This is a genomic window from Acinetobacter sp. ANC 4169 (assembly GCF_002135355.1).
Classification (GTDB): Bacteria; Pseudomonadota; Gammaproteobacteria; order Pseudomonadales; family Moraxellaceae; genus Acinetobacter.
Map to the genome: position 1 here is coordinate 1 of NZ_NEGE01000022.1, position 19,482 is coordinate 19,482.

The 19,482-nt window shown below is 40.2% G+C and carries 15 protein-coding genes; 8 read left to right on the forward strand and 7 right to left on the reverse strand.

All coding sequences use genetic code 11. The annotated features are described in order from the left end of the window. A partial coding sequence (locus B9T26_RS14585) for an IS3 family transposase (RefSeq protein WP_143223033.1) occupies positions 1-163 on the forward strand: 163 nt, incomplete at its 5' end. A 487-nt stretch (positions 164-650) separates the two neighbouring features. On the opposite strand, the gene B9T26_RS14595 is transcribed toward B9T26_RS14585, so the two are convergent. The 4 genes from B9T26_RS14595 to sbmA all read right to left on the reverse strand — a co-directional run bounded on the left by B9T26_RS14595 (position 651) and on the right by sbmA (position 5,112). Then, on the reverse strand, positions 651-1,172 hold the full coding sequence (locus tag B9T26_RS14595; protein WP_086200381.1) for a hypothetical protein: 522 nt from the start codon (positions 1,170-1,172) through the stop codon (positions 651-653). Positions 1,173-1,427: 255 nt separating this feature from the next. Continuing rightward, positions 1,428-2,402, reverse strand: coding sequence for a hypothetical protein (locus B9T26_RS14600; protein ID WP_086200382.1), 975 nt, complete (start codon positions 2,400-2,402; stop codon positions 1,428-1,430). Between the two features lie 326 nt (positions 2,403-2,728). After that, the gene (locus tag B9T26_RS14605; protein WP_086200383.1) at positions 2,729-3,799 is read right to left on the reverse strand and encodes a DUF1176 domain-containing protein; all 1,071 of its coding nucleotides are present in this window, start codon (positions 3,797-3,799) and stop codon (positions 2,729-2,731) included. Positions 3,800-3,915: 116 nt separating this feature from the next. After that, positions 3,916-5,112 (reverse strand): peptide antibiotic transporter SbmA, encoded by a 1,197-nt coding sequence (gene sbmA / locus B9T26_RS14610; protein WP_086200384.1) that lies wholly within the window; start codon positions 5,110-5,112, stop codon positions 3,916-3,918. 617 nt (positions 5,113-5,729) lie between these two features. Between sbmA and B9T26_RS14615 the strand changes: the two genes are divergently transcribed. Beyond that, on the forward strand, positions 5,730-5,924 hold the full coding sequence (locus B9T26_RS14615; RefSeq protein ID WP_086200385.1) for a hypothetical protein: 195 nt from the start codon (positions 5,730-5,732) through the stop codon (positions 5,922-5,924). A 336-nt stretch (positions 5,925-6,260) separates the two neighbouring features. Here the strand turns inward: B9T26_RS14615 and B9T26_RS14620 are convergent, their stop codons facing one another. Continuing rightward, on the reverse strand, positions 6,261-7,064 hold the full coding sequence (locus tag B9T26_RS14620) for a hypothetical protein (RefSeq protein WP_086200386.1): 804 nt from the start codon (positions 7,062-7,064) through the stop codon (positions 6,261-6,263). A gap of 112 nt (positions 7,065-7,176) precedes the next feature. After that, a complete protein-coding gene (locus B9T26_RS14625; RefSeq protein ID WP_086200387.1) occupies positions 7,177-7,803 on the reverse strand; it encodes a hypothetical protein in 627 nt (208 codons plus the stop codon). Positions 7,804-8,058: 255 nt separating this feature from the next. Here B9T26_RS14625 and metG point away from each other — a divergent pair, with 255 nt between their 5' ends. From metG to B9T26_RS14640, 3 genes are all read left to right on the forward strand, one after another. Beyond that, positions 8,059-10,116, forward strand: coding sequence for a methionine--tRNA ligase (gene metG / locus B9T26_RS14630; RefSeq protein WP_086200388.1), 2,058 nt, complete (start codon positions 8,059-8,061; stop codon positions 10,114-10,116). Between the two features lie 305 nt (positions 10,117-10,421). Then, the gene (locus B9T26_RS14635; protein ID WP_086200389.1) at positions 10,422-11,519 is read left to right on the forward strand and encodes a DUF3644 domain-containing protein; all 1,098 of its coding nucleotides are present in this window, start codon (positions 10,422-10,424) and stop codon (positions 11,517-11,519) included. Positions 11,520-11,737: 218 nt separating this feature from the next. Continuing rightward, positions 11,738-12,664, forward strand: a complete 927-nt coding sequence (locus B9T26_RS14640) for an MBL fold metallo-hydrolase (protein WP_413772772.1) — start codon at positions 11,738-11,740, stop codon at positions 12,662-12,664. Between the two features lie 163 nt (positions 12,665-12,827). Here the strand turns inward: B9T26_RS14640 and B9T26_RS14645 are convergent, their stop codons facing one another. Beyond that, the gene (locus B9T26_RS14645) at positions 12,828-13,808 is read right to left on the reverse strand and encodes a diguanylate cyclase (protein ID WP_086200391.1); all 981 of its coding nucleotides are present in this window, start codon (positions 13,806-13,808) and stop codon (positions 12,828-12,830) included. A gap of 299 nt (positions 13,809-14,107) precedes the next feature. Between B9T26_RS14645 and B9T26_RS14650 the strand changes: the two genes are divergently transcribed. The 3 genes from B9T26_RS14650 (at position 14,108) to B9T26_RS14660 (ending at position 19,471) form a co-directional block, all read left to right on the forward strand. Next, a complete protein-coding gene (locus B9T26_RS14650; protein WP_086200392.1) occupies positions 14,108-14,485 on the forward strand; it encodes a VOC family protein in 378 nt (125 codons plus the stop codon). 126 nt (positions 14,486-14,611) lie between these two features. Then, complete coding sequence (locus tag B9T26_RS14655; protein ID WP_086200393.1) at positions 14,612-15,865, forward strand: exonuclease SbcCD subunit D C-terminal domain-containing protein; 1,254 nt, start codon at positions 14,612-14,614, stop codon at positions 15,863-15,865. Positions 15,866-15,874: 9 nt separating this feature from the next. Then, positions 15,875-19,471, forward strand: coding sequence for an AAA family ATPase (locus B9T26_RS14660; RefSeq protein ID WP_086200394.1), 3,597 nt, complete (start codon positions 15,875-15,877; stop codon positions 19,469-19,471). Positions 19,472-19,482 lie beyond the last annotated feature (11 nt).

Genomic DNA, 19,482 nt, shown 5'->3' on the forward strand with positions numbered 1-19,482 from the left:
GTTTACTACCCGAAAAGAAGCCAATGCTGTCTTGTTTGAATATATTGAGATTTACTACAATCGAATTAGACGGCATTCTGCAAATGGCTGGTTAAGTCCAGAAGCTTTTGAACAGAATTATTTTAAGAATTTAGAGGGACCGATTGTCCACGATACTGTCTAGGATCAATCATCAATTATTATAGTCAAAAAAGTATCTTCCATCACCAAACTTGAAGACTTAGGACGTGTAAGACTTTCAAAGTCATTTTTTATGCATGACTTATAAAATCCCTCTAAATCTCCCTTTAAAAAAGGGAGACTTTGTCATTTGATTAATTTGATACGCGGTGTTCCCTCTCCTTTTTTAAAGGAGAGGGCTAGGGAGAGGATTAATATTTATGTTATAAAATTCAATAAACACCAAAGAAAAACAAAAATGACACTAGAACTTTTACAAACGATCATTCAATGCGCCCTTGGACTATTTCTAATCGTTATCATTGTGATACTGACCCACCCCAAATGGCGTAAAGGAATCACAGAACCTGAAGTCTATTCACCAAGAAAACAGCGAGGAATAGGCTTATTCTATGGGATGGACTTTATCCTCTACCCTATTTTTTGGTTATTTAAAATTATCTTTTCAATCTTTAAATAAACCAATCTAGTTACTTACGAATCACCCCCAACTTATTCCACACACCAGGCGTTAAAAACGTCATCACCATCTTATTCAGATCGACATAACGCAATACACCTTTCAACTGCTGGTTCACCTCAGAATTTTTCACAATCGCTTCACCCGTAGTACGACCTAATTCCTGAAAACTATCGCCTACAGCTTGCAAGCCTTCTGCTTGAATCACGGCTTTGGTTTGACTCGAGCACTGCTCCACCAAGATGCGCTGTAAAACGGTCGCTAGACTTTTATCCAGTTGCTCTTTCTGAACATCGGTCACATGACTAAAACTTTTTAAATCTGGATGCGTCGATAAAGCCACAAAGGTCCATTGCAGTACCGTTTTCTTATCGGTGTCGGTGGTCGATTTCACCAGGCAATCACTCAGCCGATCAACCGTTGGCCCTGCTGTCGCCAGTTGCGCGGAACCCAACAATGCAACTGCCATCAAAGCTGAAAAGCCTATACGTGAAATGCTGTGACGAGCAGTGGTTAAAACATTGCGAGACATAAGGCGAACTCCAGTGAAAAATCATTTTCTTTGTATCATAAAGCTCAGGTTTTTACCTGTTATGACTCTGTAAACTGGACTCACTAAAAATTGAATCAAACCCTAAAAATGATGTTTTCCATTCAAATAAAATATCAACTTCAACAAAAATGGAATTTATCGGGGATAAGACTTAGAGATGATCCCCTGTCCAATCATGGGGATCATCCCACTGATTGGACGAGTCTTTTAAAATTCCAATTTAATGCAGTCAAACTATTTAATCTGCCGCAACATATTCTTCGCGCCCGCATGATTATAATTATTGGCTAAATGCTGCAAAATTCTAATCGCTTGGGCTTTGGAATTAGCAAAACGATTGCTATAAGCAGGCACACTGGTTAAACAACGCGCTACCAACATGCCCGAATCGGTATATACACTGGCACTCGTGCCTTTTAATTTGCCGTAGTTATATGCACGTTGTGCATTATTACAGGCATTAATCTGATTTTGTCCTTTGCTTAAATCACGGCGTGCAGAAACATAAGCTTGCAATTGCTGTTGTTGAGGTGTTTCCACCACTTTTACTGGCTGTGCTGCTGGCAACTCGGCTGCAGGCTTGGTTTCTTTTTTAAGCTCCGGCTCCTTTGGAGGAGTCGATTTATTTAGCGCTTTTTTAGTGTTCTGCTCATTGCTGCTGGATTTTTTTTCAGCCGCACGAGAAGTTACAGCCACATTTGTATAGAAGCGTTTTGCTTCATCAGCCGACATTAATCTGGTTTGCAAACTGACCAGCCGTGCATTGCTTCCATCTCCTGATTTACGTTCTGAAACCGGCTCAATCGAAACAATCCAGCTATGTCCATTACTTTGCACACATTTATAGGCGCCTATGCCCTGTTTGACATTGCCAGATGCCAAAAGCAGCTTTTTATCCGATTGATTCTTCACCAGAGACAGTGTGCTTTTATATAACAGACTAAACTTGCCATTCTTGGCAGAACAATAATTGTTTAAATATTTTCTTGGATATAAAGATTGAGGTTCTTTTTCATTCTGATTTGATCCCCAAGAATAAACATATTCTTTCGCCTGCCCATTGGCTTGATTGATATTTTTTTGAGCAATCATTTCCTGTGGTGAGGCAAAATTTTTAACCGAATTGTCTGAGCTTGAACCATTAAAACTCGTACAGCCGTGTAAAGCGATGCCTACCCCACCAATCAAGATGAATGTTTTGAAATTCACGTATTAATGCTCACTGATGCTGTAACTGAAAAATATATGAAAATGGGTAAAATCTCAAATCCAGTACTTTGATTTTGTTATTAATTCTCTTGAATGAAATAATGGTTTTTTGCATCAAAAATAAAAAATAACTGCCAATTTTTTAAAAGTTTTAAGCTTAAAATCTGAACCGGATAACACTTTTGAGCCATCTTAAAACTTTTTATGATTGGTGAAGCTTCAGTAATCCCTGAAGCTATTCGACAATTTCCATCATAAACTGATGAAAATTTAATCTTTTATATAAATAGCTAGCTGGCGTATTCAAAAGCAAAAATGAAAATGTGTTATTTCACTACAGCTTCAATTAAATCCAAATCCCAGGCTCCACCGGCAAAACCTTTACACATGCCAGACCAGCGATCTACAGTATGAACGAAAGCTTGTCCCTGCCAAATCCATTCGCTCATCTTCCAGCAATCACCAATACCGCGGCCCTTTTGCGCACTGCTGATTTCGCCTGCTGCAAAATCCGATGCAGATTCGGTCACAAAGCTCGCTTTGCCTGTTAAAGATTGATTCACCACCCAAGCCCCATAACCTTCATTATAGGCACCGCGCCAGCATAGTGTGGTGGCTAGAACTCTGTTATTGCTGAGCTTATAGAGTTCAATCGCTTGCGGTTTGGCACCCTCTCCATCATAAATACCTTCACAAAAGTCAGCTGCATCTGACTGTGTCGGCCGGGCAGCCATGAGTAACTGATGCAGGTTTTGGTACTGTCTGGTATTGGGCTGAAGGGTTAAATAAGGTTTTGCTGCGGTTTTTACTTTAGTCACTATTGGTTTAGGCTGTGCTGCCAATACTTTCGACTCACCTGCGGTACCGGGCTTTACCAAAGCACCTACCGTACCCATGCGTTTTTGAAAATCATCCATTTTCAATAATGCAGCCGTCATGCCTGCATCCGAAACCTGCCAGGTGTAATAGGCATTTTTAAATACGATATTGGCTTTTTTCCGGGTCTGTTGTAACAGTGCATTGAGCTGTGGGCTATTTAGCGTTCCTGTGAGCAGTTGCTCTGAAATGTGAATCCTGACTCGGCCATAATCCTGATGATTTATAAAAAAATGTAAATTATTCAGCTTTTTGTTATCTAAAGCTTGATCAAAACTGGATAATGCAAATCTTGCTTGTACGGTTTGTTTTGCCCCAGCTTTACGGGTGAACAAGATTGTGGCTGGCATGTTTTGCAGATGATCATCCTGATAGCCTGCTGCCCGACAGGTGCCGGTATTACTGCAATACACTTCCCAATCCTGATGTGAAAAAGATATGCCTTGAATTTCTTTGGCAAATGTTAGAGGACTGGCCACGGCCAGACAGCAAAGCGAAGTCCACGTATAAAACCTTTTCATTTTTCTTGTCCCTTCCCTTTCTGATCACTATAGCTCAGCATTTCCATGATTGTGAAATATAAAACAGTATAAAAAAACCCGCATAATGCGGGTTTTTTACTGAATTTAAGTCTTTATTACTTATGCAAAGTCGATTCGAATGCTCTTAAACGCTTATAAATTGAAAGTAGCTCAATAATGGTGGGCCAAGACTCAATGAGATACTGAAATGATTCGCGTACCTTACCAAAGACATTCAAGATCTGCATCATCAGACCCAGTGTAATCGCCCCTGCGGCTATACTTGGGAACAGCACAAACAAGCCATACAGATTGTCCAGTTGCATGTACCAGATACGCACCATGTTAAAGTAGGCATAATGGAAATAGAGGCGGAAATAGTTAAAACGCACGCGGCTGAACAGTTCTTTTAAGGTCAGCGGATCGGCACGCTCAGCATAGTCTTCACCATAGACCAGTTCTTTACGGTAGGCAGCTTCAACCTTCTGGTTATTAAATTCCAGACCCGGCAATTTATAACCGACGACCATCAACACCACAGTACCTAATACCGCCCAACTGATGGCAGCCCAGACCAGTGCATAGGGAATTTCACCCACCACAGGCAGCTGTTTCACGTGTGATGACAACTGGAGTAACACCGGTAAAAATGCCATCAGCGTCATTAAGGCTTGAATAAAACTCACCCCCAAACTTTCGGTGGTTTTGGCAAAACGCATGGTATCTTCCTGAATACGCTGCGAAGCCCCTTCAATATGGCGTAACTGTTCCCAATGCGCGGTGTAATAGTCATTCATCGCGGTACGCCAGCGGAATATATAATGACTGACAAAGAACAGGTTAAACACCGCAATGGTCACATACACCATCGCCACATAGAGGAAGGTTAAGGTTTCACTGTAGAGTAAATTGACATTGCCTCCACCACTGCTCAGCATTTTTTGAATCAGGTCATAAAATGGGCTATACCAGGCATTAACCACCACATTGACCTGTACGGCAAACCAGATATTAAACAGAATAAAAGCCGAGCCCCAGACCGACCAGCCTTGCCAGGGATTGCTGGATTTAAACCGCCAGAACAGCGCAAAAATTATGGTTGAAAGCACGAACCACAGGTAGAACCATAAAAATGAAGGTGACCAAAAGCGACTTACCCCAATCGGTAATTCCGCCGTGGCATAGCCGGGTGCAAAGCCCAAAAAGGTTCCCCAAGTATTGCCACCGGAATACCACAAGACAATATTGATGACAAACCACAGCACCAAAGACGAAAAGAACCACTTCGGGTTCGGAAAAAAAGATTTAAACATTAGCTGGAGCTATTCCTTTATTTTTTAGTTTCAAACTTGCCGGTCAACCACCACCCAGCCCATTTAAGCTGGATGGATGAGGCGGCTATTATTTTAGTCTTTTCATCTTTGTAGCAACTTATACACTGTTTGTGAAATGTTTTTTCAGGTGAAATCATTTTCCTTGAGTAACCCTTCAACAAGCAAGTTGTATTGTTGATTCAGCCTTTGATGAAGTTTTTGTCATTTCAATTTGGCTTAAAGTTCTGGAGACCTCTCATTCAACACAACATTTTTGTAATCGTTATTCTGGACATTCCAGCATTTGCCACAATCAAAAATGTTATGCTCAAATGACTTTTAGCCAAATCTTGACCCAGCTTAGATCGAATAAATTAAAATGTTCTTAAAAATGACCGAACAATGAAACCCATATAAATTTTAGGGAAATATTAAAAAACCAAAGATAAATCAAAATATAAATTTTAATCTCTTCTCATTTTTTATTCAGTATGCAAATTACACGATAAATTTTATTCGTTTGTTTTTGATTTAATTCGCAAAACTGATAAAATTGGTTAAATATCTAGCAATTTATGATATTATTAACCTAATTTCTAACATACAGGGGATGTGACATGGAAAAATTAGTCATCGAATTATTAAAACCAGTAACCTTGCAAAAAGAGAACTGCAATCCTCTCGTTTTTGAACAAGGGACTATCTTAAAAGTCGTTATGCATACACCGACAAGTCTGCTTGTATCAGACGATTCAAACTTCAATTTCACTGTTTCTTTGCAAGATGAAAATAAAGTTTGGCGTGAACTATAATTTCATTAGATTTTTCTAGTGATTAAAACGCGTAATTTAGAGACCTCAACTTGATTATGACTTCCCCACAAACTCAAGTTTGAGAATTCTGATGCGCCAGCAATAATAGATAAGATAAAAATAACATGCGCTCACATAAGCTCATATCAAAGCGTTTAAATAACCTGCACGAAATTAAAAATTCCTTTTAAAGCCTCTGCTGCTGGTCAAAGTGATAAAAAATAGATAGATTCTTTATTCATTTTAAATGTAAAAATTCCATCTATTTCTTATCTATTCAGTGTTAAGCCAACTTAAATAAAATCAATTTAACCCTATAATAACGAATAAATTTTATTAATATTTAAGCGTACTCATAAAACTCACTGCAGAAAATAGCCAAATAAACAAAATAAAGCTACGTGCTTGGTTAAAGTTTTCCACGTCTGTTCCATGCAACATATTGTGACGAGTCATGGTTACATTAGAGCTTGAATCCATTTTATAGGCAGCAAGTTCAGTAAAATAAGGATTCAATTCAGTGGCAATTTTCGACTTATGCCATAGGCTTTTAATTTCGTTGCCTTTTAGACCCGGAACTATTTTATACACATCAACAAACTTGGTGCCGTTTTGTTTTAAGAAACCGGTTTTGATTAAAACATCAGTCAAGATCCCTTCAAGCTGTGCATAGACGTTTGGAATACAACCGCTATAGAAGCCAAGCTTGTACATTTTAAAACTTTCAAGCAGAACCAAACGGCGCTGAGCTTTAATCTCTTCATCAATCTCTAAGGCATCAAAAGCTTTCAGCATTTCGCTTTGAAAGTTTTCGCTGTTAATGATGTCGAGTAAATTGAATTGTTCAACATCTTCAAACTGATGAATTGCCGGCCAAAAATGCATGAGATTTAAAGCATCATTGGCAAACTTTGCGCCAATCGGTTGATCTAGTTCATCTGCCAAGACTTGAAAGTAAGCATCTTGCTCTGCTAAGCCCAATAAGGTCTTAATTAAAAATGTATGTTCATCAGCAGAGATTTCCTCAAGGTATTGCTCAGCATCTTTTAAAATCTGACTGCCCAATTGTTTTTGACTCGCAGCATTTTGTTTAATGCGCGTGACAGGTTGGTCATAATCAAAATCATCTTCGTCAATCATGGTTTTCTGGCTCTAAGCATTTACATCAATATTGTATTATCACAGTTATTTCTCAGCGCTTATAGCGGTAAACAAGAAATACCACCATAAACTTGCAAATTCTAAGTAAGAGTCAATTCAGTTGATACACGCTAAATAAATATTTTTGCTCAGCATCAACTGCCCAATAATGATGCCTAAACCCACGTCCTAACAAAGTGTCCGTTCCCTGAAGCACTTTAAACTGTCCTTGATCACAAATATGTTCAATATTTTTTAAAAATTGATTTGAACCATATAGCAAAAAAGAGTTATGGTTTTTATATTCTTTATGTGCTTTAAAGTCAGTCTTTGGCACAACATAATGTAGTTTGAGATGAGATCCCTTCCAACTCGTTTCAATCGTGGTCTTAATACATTCAACATGTTGTCTTTCACTTGTGGGGTAATCACCATTCATAAGTTTTTGCTGACTTGGCTTATCTAAATGATATACTGAAACCCATGCTCCATGATCTGCACTATGCCACCGTGTGAATTGAAGTATCGGTTTTTTTAAGCTTGAGAATCGCTGATGATCATGTCTCTCAGATAAGTGAGATAAAGTCTCGATTTTTGTATTGCGCTCTTGAACGATTTTTATATATAAACAGAAAATAATAACCAAGAGTGTAAGGAGCACGATGCCTGCCCAAATCACGAGTGCCACTCCAGCAAGTTTTAACCTTTGGCTCCACGTTTCGATTTGATACTCTGACATATTTTAAATCCATAAATATTTTTATACTTTTATCTGTTCATACCCAAATAGAGCGATAATAATTTTAATATCCGCTTACTCAATTGTAGTCACTTTAGATTATATTTCGCTGCAAAATATGCAAAATTTATAGCACTTTTAGAAAATTAAATATCGCCATATAGTACCATTCATCTAAAGCTTTACTTTGTATTCCTACGCGCATCAGGTAAAATCATCCACCTTGCATAATATACGAATGAGAGAGTCATATCCGTGCGTAATATCTTAGTCACTAACGCCCTTCCATACGCCAATGGTCCGATCCATATGGGTCACCTACTCGGTTATATCCAGGCAGATATCTGGGTTCGTGCCATGCGTGCAATGGGTCATAACGTGACTTATGTATGTGCAGATGATGCTCACGGTACAGCAATTATGCTGCGTGCTGAAGCCAATGGTATTGCACCGGAACAACAGATTGCCAATGTGCAAAAAGAACATATCCGTGATTTTGATGGTTTCGGTGTGCACTTTGACCATTATGACTCGACCAACAGCGATGCCAACAAGGCACGCTCGGAAGAGATCTACATTAAAAACCGTGAGGCAGGCAATATTGCTGTTCGCCCTGTGACTCAATTGTTCGATCCGGAAAAAGGCATGTTCCTGTCTGACCGTTTCATTAAAGGCACATGCCCGAAATGTAAAGCGGAAGACCAATACGGCGACTCATGTGAAGTTTGCGGTACAACCTATAACGCAACTGAACTATTAGATGCACGTTCGACTTTAAGCGGTGCAACGCCTGTAGAAAAATCTTCAGACCATTACTTCTTTAAACTGCCAAACTTTGCAGAATACCTGCAAAAATGGACCCGTGATGAAGGTCGTTTACCTGTATCGATTGCCAACAAGTTAGATGAATGGTTTGATGCTGGCTTGGCTGACTGGGATATTTCCCGTGATGCACCTTACTTTGGTTTTGAAATTCCAGATGCACCGAACAAATACTTCTATGTTTGGGTGGATGCACCGATCGGCTATATGTCGAGCTTTGAAAATTACATCAAAACCAAACGTCCAGAACTCAGCTTTGACGATTACTGGAAAAAAGATTCTCAAAATGAGGTGTATCACTTCATTGGTAAAGACATCGTTTACTTCCATGCACTGTTCTGGCCTGCAATGCTTGAAGGTGCAAACTACCGCACGCCATCAGGTTTATTCGTGAATGGCTTCCTGACTGTGAACGGTCAGAAGATGTCTAAATCTCGCGGTACCTTCATTAAGGCCGAAACGTATCTACAGCACTTGAACCCTGAATACCTACGTTACTACTTCGCATCTAAACTTTCGGACAAAGTTGAAGATTCAGACTTGAATCTTGATGACTTTGTACAAAAAGTGAATTCAGACCTTGTGGGTAAAGTGGTCAACATTGCCAGTCGTTGTGCAAAATTCATCAATACCAAGTTTGACAATAAACTGTCTTCAACTTGTGCAGAGCCTGAGCTTGTGCAAAGCTTTATCGATGCAGGTTCTTCAATTGCGTCTCAGTATGAAGCGCGTGAATTCTCTGCTGCGATTCGTGAAATCATGGCGCTTGCAGACAAAGCCAACCAATATATCGATGAGAAAAAGCCTTGGGCTTTAGCGAAAATTGAAGGCGAAGAGCAACAGGTTCACGACGTATGTTCAGTCGGCATTAACCTGTTCCGTCAATTGGCTGTGTACCTGGCTCCTGTACTTCCAACATTGGCTGCACAAGTTCAAGACTTCTTGAAATTGGCTTCTTTCGACTTTGCTTCTCGTGCAGAAATTTTAACTGCTCATGAAATTGCATTGTTCCAACCATTGATGCAGCGCGTAGACCCTAAAGCTGTTGCAACTATGGTTGACGAATCTAAAGATTCTTTAGCTGCGCCGGCCGCTCCAGCCAAAGCTGAAAAGAAAAAAGAGAAAGCCAAAGAGAAGAAAGCTGAACCTAAAGTGGGCGAAGCTGAAATTATCGGTATCGAAGACTTTATGAAAGTTGACCTTCGTGTTGCTGAAGTTCTTGAAGCTGCTACGGTTGAAGGTTCGGATAAGCTTTTACAGCTTACTTTAAATGTCGGTGAAGCTGAGCCACGTAACGTGTTTAGTGGTATTCGTGAGTTCTACCAACCTGAAGACTTAAAAGGCAAATTGGTGGTGATGGTGGCGAACCTTGCTCCACGTAAGATGCGTTTTGGTATTTCTAACGGTATGGTGTTGGCAGCGGGTAATGGCGACGGCGTTTGGGTGATTTCACCTGAAACTGGTGCTAAACCGGGTGATAAAGTGTCTTAAGATCTAGGTCTTAGATAAAAAAGCCTCTACGAATGTAGGGGCTTTTTTTATTGGCTTTCCCTCATCCTAACCTTCTCCCAAAGGGAGAAGGGATTTTTCATTTGATAAAATCTACAGTCTTTAATCAGATGACCGGCGACAAGGATGTCGCCTGTTAGCTAGGGGTACAAGGAAGTACCCTCTAGCTAACAAAGGGGTTTTGTTACTTTTGCCCAGTCAAAAGTAAATAAAAAATATTCATATTATTTAAATATCAATAATTTACTGATAATCTCTAAATAATTTACTTACCAACATGAAAATTAATGAAAGCCCCATTACTAAGAAAAGGCAAAACAAAATCCTTATTAGAAAGTTCAATCGATTGTGCTCTCTTAGCAGTCGAAATTTACAATAAACCTAGAGCACCTTTTAGAGTTGAAACTTTTATTACACACATGGTTATGGCTTGGACAAGACTATTCCAAGCTCACTTTAACCATACAATTGGAGACACATATTTCCATAAAGAGAAAAATGGAAGGTATCAGCTGATTGATGGTGATAAAAAAGCATGGGAATTAAAAACATGCATAAAAGAATATGCAAAATTATCAGAAGCAGTAAAAATCAACTTAGAATTTTTTATAAAATTAAGAAATAAAATCGAACACCGAACAATTGATAAAGATGAAATCGGGTTGACGATTTTCGGTGAATGCCAAGCACTTCTTTATAACTATGAAAATGAATTAATTAAATTATTCGGAGAAGAATATGCGATTAATGAAAGTTTAGCTCATTCCTTACAATTTTCCAGGATGAGAACAACTCAGCAAAAAGAAGCCAGTAAACAATTACTTTCCACAGAATATAAAGACTTAATAGAATTTATTCAGAAATATCGTGATCATATTCGTGATGATGTATTTGCATCACAAGAGTACAGTATCAAACTGATCCAAATTCCTAAAATTGCCAATACCAATAAAAGTGATTTAGCAGTTGAGTTTGTGAACTGGAGTGCAATTTCAGAGGAAGATAAAGAAAAATATGACCGTCTTACAGCAATTGTTAAAGATAAAGTCGTAAAGTTTGAAGGCGTTAATATCGGCAAACTAAAACCAAGCAAAGTTTTAGAGGAGGTTAACAAATCTATTAATTTGAAATTGACCCATAATGACCATAAACAATTACTTTGTATCTTTAAAATTAGACCTTATTCTGATTTTAGTCCTGATAGCGACGCTTTTGAAACAAACCCTGATTATTGTCATTATGATGAACCTCATAATGACTATTTATATCAAGATAAATGGATAACTTTTTTGATAGAACTTATAACTAAAAACAAGCTTTCTAGAGAAGACTGGAAAGATTTTTTTAAACAAAAGAAAATATTAAAAATAGAAAATTATGAATAGTAATTAAATCTAGAGCAGGAGCAAAATTGAGTAAAAAAGTCTCTTAATTGACACTTTTTTACATTGATAAAATCCCCTTTTTGATGGGTTATTGTTTATATCAGATAAAATTCCATCAAAAACATGCTAAAAAAAGACATGTCTTTTAAACGATAAGAATAACGATGAAAACACTGAATAAATCAATTGCGCTAACCATACTTGGACTTAGTTCATTCATGGTTATGCCTCAAGCCCAAGCTGTAGAAAGCCAACCCATCACCCAACAAAAACAGGTGGCTGGCTTTTATCAATATCAATTTGGGCATGACCAAATCACAGCCCTACTGGATGGCACCAATTACCTCTCACCTGCCTTGTTTAAAGACATTCCCAAAGCGGAGATGACTCAAATTCTCAAAAAATATTACGCCGATCAAGCCAAAGGCATTCAAACTTCCGTAAATGCCTTTCTGGTGAATACCGGCTCATCTTTGGTTTTGGTAGATAGCGGTTCATCCAGCTGTAACGGTCCAAATTTTGGTTCAGTACATAAAAACCTGATTGCAGCAGGTTACAAGCCTGAGCAAGTCGATACTATATTGCTCACACACCTGCATCCCGATCATGTCTGTGGCATTAGCAATAAAGGAAGGGCTAACTTTCCAAATGCCACTGTCTACGTAGCCGATACTGAAGCGAACTTTTGGCTCAACCCGCAGCAGGCAGCAAAATTACCGCAAGATAAACAGGCCAAATTTAAACAAACCGTCGAGAAGATTCAGCAAGCCATTCACCCATACCAAAATGCAAAACGTTTGAAGACCTTTAAGCTAGGCGAAAAAATCCAGGGCTTTGAAGTCATCAGCACACCGGGACATACACCGGGACATAGCAGTTTTGCCTTAAAATCTGGCAATCAAGAAATAGTATTTATTGGCGATATCGTCCACTCGCATAGCATTCAGTTTGATCGACCTACGACTGCCATCGATTTTGATACCGACCCGAAAAAAGCCGTGCAAACGCGTTTAGCCCAGTTTGCCCGATTGGCTAAAAATGGGCAGACCATAGCTGCACCACATTTGCCATTCCCGGGCATTGGACATATTTATTCAGCAGATGGAAAGCATTACCAGTGGATACCGGTGCATTTTAAGGATTGATAAAAGATGATTAAAAATAATCCCCTGAATGAAGTGGTTTATTTTTATTCATGATTGTTTAGCTCATTCATCAAGGTTGAAATTTTTTTGACTCGCTCGCAGATTTAAGCCAAAGCAGCTGCATCCTCAATTGAATCAGCAGTGCTTTATTTTGTTGCGGTTTTTAATCCGCTGCTGCACCTTTAACCGTAATTTTAGTTTCATCAGCAACAAAACGTTTACGTCCGGTCTGTTTGGCTTTAAACAGGTTTTGATCGACCAGATTCAAAAAGTGCATTTTGTCATCTTTCTCGGTCGGGCAAATACATTTCACCCCCAGACTGACGCTGACATTTTCTGAAATCGGTGAAGCTCGATGCGGCAGATTTGCCTGCTCAATCATGTGAAGTATATTGTCTGCAATTTGAATCGCACCCTCTAAATGGGTTTCTGGCAACACAATCGCAAACTCTTCTCCGCCATAACGCGCCACTAGGTCTCGCGGACGGACACAGCAACTTTGCAGCATTTGTGCAATCTGCTTAATGCAGGCATCGCCAATAATGTGTCCATTAAAGTCATTGTATTGTTTAAAGAAATCGATATCGATCAAAATAACCGAGAGCGGCTTTTGCTCACGTATTGCGTTGCACCATTCACGCGAATAAAAATCATCAAATAAGCGTCTGTTGGCAATTTCGGTTAAACCATCCTTATAGGAAAATTCTTCCAGCTTTCGAGATAAAGCCTTTAATTCTTCTTCCTTTTTTTTACGTTCAGAAATATCAAACATAAAGCCGACCAGACTTTCAACTTCCCCATTTTCCTTGCGTACCACATGCACTACATCGCGAATCCAGCAATATCCGCCGGTGGCTTTTAAGGCACGATAATCCGCTTCATGATCTATGCCTGCAATGGATTGCGATACGCAAAAATTCAAGACATGATCACGGTCATCGCGATGCATGCGGTCTGCCCAGTCCTGCACCGACTTCCAGGAATCCTGTTCCCAGCCCAGCAACTTTTCAATTTGAGGGCCAATATAACTAAACGTTTTTGTTGCCCAGTCTATGCTCCAGGGTATGGCTAAGGTCGATTCTAATAAGGTTTTATAAACCATGTCATTCGACAATTGATGCTCATCAAACGGATTTTTCGGCATAGTACAGCTCTAATTTGAATGCGCAAGATGTCATGACATGTTTTGGTTTTACCATACCGGACTTATCAATGCGCTCTTGATGATTGACCTGCTTGAAGCAGGTTCCCCAATAAAATTGCTTTTTGCAATTAAACATTTTTACATTTCAATATGATTAATTATTATACAATTTCTCTCCAAGAAGAAACACATCCTTCTGGCTATTTAATTTATTTTCAAAGCAATCACACATTGTGCATATAGCAAACAGACGGCATCAATTTTTCTTTAATATTCAAAATAACCATCAGGACTACAACATGAATAACATTGTCTACTTTGAAATCCAGTCTTCCAATCCAGCCAGAGACATTAATTTTTACCAGACTGTATTTGGCTGGGAATTTAGTAAGGTTGAAGGTTTGCCGATTGAGTATTATCAAATCCAAACTGAGAACATGTCTGGCGGTTTACTGAAACGCCCTGCAGAAATCCCGCCAACCCATTGTGGTACCAATGCTTATACCTGTTCTGTACTGGTTGAAAATTTCGATGAAGTCGCACAGAAAATTCTGAATGCAGGCGGTCAAATTGCCATGGACAAATTTGCCATTCCTGGGCGTTGCTGGCAGGGATATTTTCTTGACCCCGATCACAATACTTTTGGCCTGGTAGAAGCGGATGAAAATGCCCAATAAAAAAAGCTTTAGAATTAAATCGCTTAACATAAATTAAGCGACTACATAGACAATGAAAGGGAGAATAGGTGGCATGATTTATGATAATTTATAGGCTCATTTTATCCATTGTGATTTGGGGCATTCGTGGCTGTTCATTTTCTGCATACATCAGACTGGCATTTAGGACAGTTCTTTTACAACCATTCACGCCATTATGAACATGAACAGTTTTTAACCTGGTTAATTAAACAAATTAAAGAAAAACAACCGCATGCCCTACTTATTGCAGGCGATATTTTTGATGTCATCAATCCTGCATCCAGTGCGCAAAAGCAACTCTATCAATTTTTAGCCGATGCACATGCCATTGCCCCGCATATGCAAACGCTGATGATTGCAGGAAACCATGACTCGGGTTACCGCATTGAACAGGTTGAACCTTTACTGGAAAAATACAATGCTAAAACGGTCGGGGTCATTCATAAAAATGCTGCCGGACATATTGACCTAGAGCGCTTACTGGTTCCCATTTATGATGAACAGAAACAGATTGTGGCCTGGTGTTTAGCGCTGCCCTTTTTACGCCCTGCAGAAATTACCGGTTTTAATGAACACACCACCAATAGCCAAAATGCCATTGCCTATTTGCACCAGCAACTGATTGCAGAAGCACTTAAACGCAAAACTCAGGATCAGGCACTGATTTTAATGTCACATGCACATATGCAAGGCGGTGAAACGTCTGATTCGGAACGGCCGATTATTATTGGTAATGAAGAAGCTTTATCAACCGCCTTATTTGATGACAGCATTGATTATGTTGCGCTGGGACATTTACATAAACCGCAAAAAGTCCAGCATGCCCATATCCGTTACAGTGGCTCTCCCATCCCGCTCTCTTTTAGCGAAATTAACTATAAACATCAAATTGTTGAAGTGAATATTAATCCTGCACTAGAAGATGAGTCACGCTTTCAGTTCCAGGCCGTTGCCATTCCGCGCAGTATTCAGCTGCATAAAATTCGCGGTGAATTGAAGGAGGTAATACAAAAGCTTAAAGCCTTGCCTGAAGGTGAAATTGAAAATATTGATCAGCGTGAATATGTTGATATCGAATATCACACCCTGACGCCGCCACTGCCGAATTTAAGACAACAATTTGAAGAAGCGCTGCCTAAAAACCGTTATCGTCTAGTGCGTATTTCACGGCAGTATTTGTCTGCGGAAAATAGCAGCTCAGCCCTTGCCAAAATTTGCCTAGAACCGCCAACACCGGAAAAACTATTCCAACAGATCTGGGAAAAGCAAGGCTATAGCAATGATGAAGATGTTTTTAAAGATTTTATGAGCCTGCTTCACGAAGCACAAAAGTCACTAGAAGAACAACAGATCCATTAAGGGCAATCCATGAAAGTTTTATCGATTCGTATAAAAAATTTGGCCTCCCTTTCAGGTGAACATTTTATTGATTTTGAAAGCGAACCTTTAGCCAGTGCAGGTTTGATTGCCGTGGTAGGCAAAACTGGTGCCGGAAAATCCACGATTTTAGATGCCATGTGTCTGGCACTATTCAATAAAATTCCACGTTTAAAAGACAGTGATGGGAAACTGGTCGATGTAGACGGTTCAGAATTATTGACCAACTCGCCTTTAACCGTTTTGCGTCGTGGCACCGCACATGGCTTTGCCGAACTTTGCTTTGTCGCCCAGGATCAGAAACGCTATCTGGCACGCTGGGAGCTGAAACGTTCACGTGAAAAAGTAGATGGAAAACTGCAAAGTGTACAGCGCTATTTCACCTGCCTGACCGACGGTGTCGTGATTGCAGATAAAGCCAAAGCTGTCGATGCCAGTATCCACAAAATCAGCCAGCTCAGTTTTGAACAATTTACTCGCGCAGTCCTGCTGGCTCAATCCGAAGTTACCGCATTTTTAAAAGCCCGTGATAATGAACGCGGTGAATTACTGGAATATCTGACCAATTCCAACATCTTTGGCAAAATTGGCCAGCTGGCTTATGAAAAAACCAAGCTGATTGCCAACCAGCGTAAAGAGCTGGAAAATATCTTAGGACATATTGAACTGCTTTCCGAGGAGCAAGTCTCTGATCATCAAGCACAATTAGCCGCAACACAGCAACAGCTCACGCAACTGGAAAATGAAAAGCACAAGCTGAATCAGCAGCAGCAATGGTTTGAACGTAAGCTGCAACTTGAAAAAGATATTCAGGCACGCCAACAGCAACTTGCAGCGCAACAACTGCAATATCAGCAATTGGCGAGTGAACGCGAACAGCTCAAACAACTTGAAGTATTTGCTTCAATTCGCCCGAGTGTGATTCAACAGCATAAGGTTCAATCTGATCTGCAAAAACTGCATCCACAGCTGCAAACTACAGAACAACACTTTGCTGCTATGCAACAACGCCATGAACTAGAAAAAGTGCAATTTCAAACTGTAGATGAGAAGTTCAAAGCACAGCAAACTTTTGAACAGACCCATCAGCAAACCATAGACCAGGTTCGCCAATGCATTCAGGAACGTGAATATATTGGTCAGCAGTTCAAAGATGCCCATGGCAAAATTTTGCAGCTTAAACAGGGGCAACAACCTTTATTCGACCAGCAAAACCAGCTCAAGCAACAGCTTGAACAGCTCAAACAACAACACCAGCAGCAAGCCCATGTACTGATTCAAACCGAACAATTCAAAACTCTGGATGATGGTTTAAAAGCACATTTAAACCCATTGCAACGCTTTATCCAGCAATATCAAAACTTTGAACAAGCCTATGGTTCAGTCCAGTCTGCGGCCACTCAACTTGAGCAAAAGCAGCAACAACTCTCCTCATTGCAACAACAATTTGGGCCGGATGAACAGATCAGTACGCAGCTTTCGGCACAACGCCAAAGTCGTGAAAACCAGCTCAAACAGAGTCATCAGCTCAGTCTCGTTCAAAGCCAGTTTAAGCAATATGTTCAGATCAACCTGGAACAGCAACAAGTTCAACTCAGATGTAGGGAACTTACACAATCAGTTGCAGATTTAAAAACACAAGTCGCGCAAGCTGAACTGAAGTATCAATCTCAACAGCAAGAACGTGAAACTTTACAACGCGTTCTACAACAACAGCGTTTATTGCATGCAGAAAATATCGAAAAGCTGCGTGAACAGTTGATTGACGGCGAAGCTTGTCTGGTCTGTGGCAGTACGCAACATCCTTACAAACAAGACCATAAAACCCTGTCTAATGAATTAATGCAGTTACAGCAACAACAAGAACAGCAAGCCATACAGCTGGAAAAAGAAAGCTTTGAGACATGGCAAAAAGTGCAACACAGTTTGACGCAGCAAAGTTCAGCCTTAGAACAGCATCAGCAGCGATTCAAACAATTAGCGCATGAAACCCTCAACGTTCAACAACAATTACAATCCTTGGCGGAGAGTGGACAAATCACACTTAATTTTGCTCAATCATCGGAACTGATTGAGCAACAGCTTGTTCAGTCTGCACAATCTCTGCAAGACAATGTGGATAAGATTGAACAACAACTGATGCTATTAGAACGCACTCAACAAGAGCAGCGTACTTTAATCCAAAACATTCAGCACATCCAGCAACAACTTTCGAGCGTGCATCAGGCCGAGCAAAATATTCAGTACATCATTAATCTGCTTTCAGCTGAACAAAAACAGGCCTGGTCGGTTCAAACCCTGGCCACTGCTTCTGCACTGGCACAGCAATTAAGCCAACGGGCAGATCTGCTACAAGCCTTGGAAAGTTTGGCCAGACAGATGACTGAACAGCAACAGCATCTCAATACACTCGATCAAAAAGTGAATTTTAGTGTTGAGCAAATTGCTGCAACTGAAACATTAAAAGCAGATTTGCAACGTAAAGGACAGGAAAATACCGAACAGGCGCTGCAACTGATTTTCAACATGTCACAAAAACAGGTTGAAAAACCTCATGACTGGCTCAGTGAATACGATGCAGAAAGAAAAAATTTACAGCTGCAATTTAATCAAGTCCGACAAAGCTATGATCAGCTGCGTCAGCAGTTCATTGAACAACAACGCCAGCTCGATCAATTCAAAACGCAGCTGGCACAACTTGAAGCTCAACAGTCCACTGCAAATTTAGAAATCCAGCATTGGCTTGCTCAGCATGGCGATTTCAATCTGACTATACTGGAGCAGCTTAAGCAGATTTCCAATGAACAAGAACAGCAGATCCGCCAGGCTGTTCAGGCCGCTGAACGCAGCCTCACTGATGCGCAATCGGCAGTCAATACCTTACAGCAACAACAACAGCAACATCTTGTTCAGCAACCTGAAATTGACTTTGAGCAATTACAGCAAAAACTTAATGAACTGGTGCAACAACTGAAAGATGCTCAGGCTTTACGTGATGCACACAATATCAAACTAGAACTGCATCAGCGCAATTTGGCCAAGCAACAGCAGTTCGCCGAGCGTATTCAGCAGATTCAAAGCGAAGAACATCGTTGGGGCAAAATTTCAGGCTTGATGGGCGATGCCAACGGTAAAAAATTCCGCGATTATGCGCAGCAATATAATCTGGATATTTTAATTGAGCATGCCAACCAGCAACTGGCCCTGCTGTCGCAGCGTTATACGCTGAAGCGCCTGGAGCATTCCTTGAGTCTGGCCATTATTGATCATGACATGGATGGTGAAACCCGTTCAGTGGCTTCACTTTCAGGTGGAGAATCCTTCCTGACGGCCCTTGCCTTGTCACTTGCCATTGCCAATATGGCCTCAGGTTCAATGAAAATTGAATCATTATTTATTGATGAAGGCTTCGGCACGCTAGATGCATCTTCTTTACACATGGTCATGAATGCACTGGATCAATTGCAAAATCAGGGCCGTAAAGTGGTGCTGATCTCGCATATTCAGGAAATGCACGAACGAATCCCCGTGCAGATTCAGGTTAAACCTTTGGGTGCTGGGGCAAGTACCATTGAGATTGTGGGATAAATTTAAAAACT

Bases quoted from the DNA above. Each gene is read 5' to 3' on its own strand.
- B9T26_RS14595 (WP_086200381.1), bottom strand. From the start codon at position 1,172: ATGTCTCGCAATGTTTTAACCACTGCTCGTCACAGCATTTCACGTATA.
- B9T26_RS14605 (WP_086200383.1), bottom strand. From the start codon at position 3,799: ATGAAAAGGTTTTATACGTGGACTTCGCTTTGCTGTCTGGCCGTGGCC.
- sbmA (WP_086200384.1), bottom strand. From the start codon at position 5,112: ATGTTTAAATCTTTTTTTCCGAACCCGAAGTGGTTCTTTTCGTCTTTG.
- B9T26_RS14615 (WP_086200385.1), top strand. From the start codon at position 5,730: ATGGAAAAATTAGTCATCGAATTATTAAAACCAGTAACCTTGCAAAAA.
- B9T26_RS14620 (WP_086200386.1), bottom strand. From the start codon at position 7,064: ATGATTGACGAAGATGATTTTGATTATGACCAACCTGTCACGCGCATT.
- B9T26_RS14625 (WP_086200387.1), bottom strand. From the start codon at position 7,803: ATGTCAGAGTATCAAATCGAAACGTGGAGCCAAAGGTTAAAACTTGCT.
- B9T26_RS14635 (WP_086200389.1), top strand. From the start codon at position 10,422: ATGAAAGCCCCATTACTAAGAAAAGGCAAAACAAAATCCTTATTAGAA.
- B9T26_RS14640 (WP_413772772.1), top strand. From the start codon at position 11,738: ATGGTTATGCCTCAAGCCCAAGCTGTAGAAAGCCAACCCATCACCCAA.
- B9T26_RS14645 (WP_086200391.1), bottom strand. From the start codon at position 13,808: ATGCCGAAAAATCCGTTTGATGAGCATCAATTGTCGAATGACATGGTT.
- B9T26_RS14650 (WP_086200392.1), top strand. From the start codon at position 14,108: ATGAATAACATTGTCTACTTTGAAATCCAGTCTTCCAATCCAGCCAGA.
- B9T26_RS14660 (WP_086200394.1), top strand. From the start codon at position 15,875: ATGAAAGTTTTATCGATTCGTATAAAAAATTTGGCCTCCCTTTCAGGT.